Below are 949 nucleotides of genomic sequence, written 5' to 3' on the forward strand. Positions count from 1 at the left end.
CAATAGTGTCCTAAACGTTTTTGACGAATAAAAAGAAAAGGGTAGGTTTGTATTGAACAAAAAAGAACAGCTCCAAGAGCTGTCACCAACCACCCTTTTCATGGCAAATATAACACTATTCGCACAAGTTATTCGTTTACTTCCTCGAGATATCATTCAACGTCTTGTTAAAAAGCATGGTACGGACAAACATGCCAAAGGCTTTAACTCATGGAGCCACTTGGTAACCATGATATTTAGCCAATTCTCAGGGAGTGTCTCCTTACGTCAGATATCGGAGGGATTACAATCGGCCACAGGCAACCTCAATCACCTTGGGCTGTCACGAGCCCCCTCAAAGTCTAATATCGGTTATCAGAATGCCAGGAGGAGGTCTAAGTTCTTTGAGGATGTCTATTATTCTCTCTTGGAACATTTCGGACAGCATGGCACGCTGAAGCAAGTCAAAAAGCGACTTAAGTCCAAGGTGGTACTCTTGGACTCCACTTTGATGTCTCTCTGTATCAGCATGTACGATTGGGCTCTATATACACATACCAAGGGGGCGGTTAAGATGCACACGGTCCTTGATTTTGAGACACTTCTGCCGGAGTTTGTCTGCATATCTAATGGAAAGGGAGCCGACAATACCATTGCCAGGCAACTCCATTTTGCCCCCGGAACCATCGTTGTAGCCGACAGAATTTATAGTGACACGGAGCTACTGAACCTTTGGGACAGCAAAGATGTACTTTTTGTGGTTAGAGGCAAGAGCAATCTCCTCTTTGATTCGATTTGCGAAAGAGATCTGCCTGAGCATACCTCTCAAGAGATCCTAATTGATCAGGAGGTAGAGCTTACCGGAGTCCAAACGAAGGGCAAATACCCTAAGAAGATTCGTAGGATAGCCATCTTACATCCTAAAGGTTATATAGTTGAGCTTCTGACCAATGATTTCAAGCATGCAGCC

The 949-nt window shown here is 44.3% G+C and carries 1 protein-coding gene; it reads left to right on the forward strand.

Translation table 11 applies throughout. The features are described from left to right. Window positions 1–100: 100 nt before the first annotated feature. The coding region (locus tag ACFO3G_RS03230; RefSeq protein ID WP_380077947.1) for an IS4 family transposase at window positions 101–949 on the forward strand (849 nt) is incomplete at its 3' end.

The organism is Falsiporphyromonas endometrii (genome assembly GCF_042654485.1).
Lineage (GTDB): Bacteria > Bacteroidota > Bacteroidia > Bacteroidales > Porphyromonadaceae > Porphyromonas > Porphyromonas endometrii.